Source organism: Phormidium sp. CCY1219 (assembly GCF_035615515.1).
Classification (GTDB): Bacteria; Cyanobacteriota; Cyanobacteriia; order Cyanobacteriales; family Laspinemataceae; genus CCY1219.
In genome coordinates, this window is the sequence record NZ_JAJENT010000822.1 from 1 (window position 1) to 1,918 (window position 1,918).

A 1,918-nucleotide genomic window follows, 5' to 3' on the forward strand; every position below is an offset into this window, starting at 1 on the left:
AGACCGTGGCGGCAGGCAGGACTTATGCGCAATGCTTTGATTGCATCGTGCCCCGCTCAAAAATAGCTTCCCCGCCGTTAAAAAGTTGTCTCCCCCCTTGACAAAACTGGAGGCATCTGCTAGAATTAGACCGTGGCGGCAGGCAGGACTTATGCGCAATGCTTTGATTGCATAGCCACAGCTTTAAATTGCGCTTCACCGAGGAGGATATCGCCCCATCGGGACTCGATGCAGCAGAGGAGAACCCGTCACCCCTCGTGCGCTACTCCAGGAGAACAATATTTTTAGGAAGGGGAAAATTTGGAGGAAAATTTGTCTGGGGAACCCCGGAATTATCAGAAGAAGTCAGATTGAGTATGAAAACGGTGGGTGTTTCGGGTTGTCCCCAGGGATGGCCGATGATGCGATAGACTATATATTTTCCAGTCCTTCAGCCCTAAGGGAGCGGGTGCTTTTTTTGAACGGGTTCTCGGCGACAATGAAGGCAGGGAAAAGAATTGACACAGCGCGATCGCGATTTTATCCGTGAAGCGCCTAATTTTATCAATCCTTGGGGGACATGACAATGTTAAGATACCCGAAGTTTTCATTCACTCCGTTTTCTCCCCACACGCAAAGGTACTTTATGGGATTATCTCAGAACGTTTCCCCGCTGAATTTAGCGGGTTTCTTCTCCGTACCTCTGATAGCAGGGTTAACCTTGCTGCCTATTTCTCCGGTGCGCGGGCAAGATTCCCCGCAACCCGACGGATTCGATCGCATGGACTCGCCAAACCAACCAGGCGAAACCCTCAACCTACCCACCAATGCCCCAACCGAATCGGTACCCCAGGAGAGCGTCTCCCCCCCGGAACAAACCGAAGCGGTCAATCCCGCGATTCCCGCCGAGAACTCGGAGAATTCAGAGGTTACTCGTCCGTTAGAAACACAGAACAGCCTTCTGAGCATGGAAGGGGGCCAACGGTTGATTGAAGAAGCCAGAGCAGCCGCTCAGAGCGAAAATTACGAACAAGCCGTGAGCAAACTGCAACAATCGCGCGAGATTTTCAATCAGCTTTCTAATTTTCATCAACAGCTATACGATAGCTTTACCGGCATTGACAACCGGATAGCCGAAAGTCAGCGACAATCGGCAGTAGAAAGTGCGGAAATGCGGGATTTGGCCACCTACGAACTGGCGATCGTCCATCGGGCGCAAAATCGTCCCGAATTGGCAGTGCCGTTATTGATTCAGATTATTCGCTCTCAGCAACCCACCCGGGATTTGGGCAAAAAAGCCTATCAGCAATTATGGGAACTGGGATTTGTCGAGTCCCCCTATCCCGCCGCCCCCGCATCCTCGAACTCTTCCGGGGGATAAAAATCTCGAGACCCCGATGTTAGGGCGCTCCAACTGGGTGCCCTACGGTTCATTTTCGGGGAATGGGCCGCGATCGCCCATCTAACGTTAGAGTAAAGTAAGCCATATGTCGTACAGATAGGAGTTAGGAATGGTTACCCCGGAGCAGGTGAAGGCCATGATTGAGGCCAAATTGTCTGACGCCCAAGTGCAGGTTGAAGACTTGACCGGCACCCGCGACCACTATCAACTAACAGTGGTGTCTCCTGACTTTGAAGGGATACCCCGGGTGCGACAGCACCAGTTAGTCTATGGTGCTTTACAAGACGCAATGTCGAGCGAAGCAATTCATGCCCTAACCATGAAAACCTACACCCCAGAGGCATGGGCCGCAACCTCTGGTGCAGTTTCGTAAAGAAAACGATACACTATTTGACTGAGCCTGGTTTTCGATCGCCAGTCCATTCTAAACAACAACCGACCACCTAGAACCTCTAAGCACAGCTGTCAGCACCCCGCTCTAAAGAGACGGGGCTTCTAGCCCCTGACTTTAGGTAGCTGACCAGCCTAAGCCCTACG

Annotated in this window: 2 protein-coding genes; both read left to right on the plus strand. The window is 51.9% G+C overall.

Annotation, left to right across the window (positions count from 1 at the left end; translation table 11 throughout):
• Positions 1-625: 625 nt before the first annotated feature.
• The gene (locus LKK83_RS25730) at positions 626-1,360 is read left to right on the plus strand and encodes a hypothetical protein (protein WP_324634311.1); all 735 of its coding nucleotides are present in this window, start codon (positions 626-628) and stop codon (positions 1,358-1,360) included.
• A gap of 130 nt (positions 1,361-1,490) precedes the next feature.
• Entirely contained in the window at positions 1,491-1,754 is a 264-nt protein-coding gene (locus tag LKK83_RS25735) for a BolA family protein (RefSeq protein ID WP_324634312.1), read from the plus strand.
• The last annotated feature ends 164 nt before the right edge of the window (positions 1,755-1,918 follow it).